The sequence below is a fragment of the Parvimonas sp. M20 genome (genome assembly GCF_035282425.1).
Lineage (GTDB): Bacteria > Bacillota > Clostridia > Tissierellales > Peptoniphilaceae > Parvimonas.
Genome location: NZ_JAYKBQ010000233.1, coordinates 1 through 253, shown reverse-complemented (window position 1 = coordinate 253; position 253 = coordinate 1). Strand labels below are relative to the sequence as shown.

The following is a 253-nucleotide window of genomic DNA, read 5'->3' as shown; positions in this document are numbered from 1 at the left end:
AGTTTACCTGAATTAGGGCTGATTTGCTGTATAGCGCACGAACGCCGGACGTTCCGAGGCCACCGCGTCCGCCCAGCGCGTTGGCTCCGGCAGACGATAGCCTTTCATGCAGCGTTGTACCCACGCCAGCGCGCTGTCCACGCTGACCCGATGGCCGGTAGCGATAAACAACGGGTTACAGCGCGCTTTGCTGCGCCAGACCCAGGCCAGCTGCTCGCCTTTATCCATCAGTGGGGCCAGCGCGCCCGGTTCG

The 253-nt window shown here is 63.2% G+C and carries 1 protein-coding gene; it reads right to left on the bottom strand.

Annotated features, from left to right (window positions below):
* Positions 1-12 precede the first annotated feature (12 nt).
* The coding region (locus VJI93_RS09075) for an endonuclease V (RefSeq protein ID WP_324009370.1) at positions 13-253 on the bottom strand (241 nt) is incomplete at its 5' end.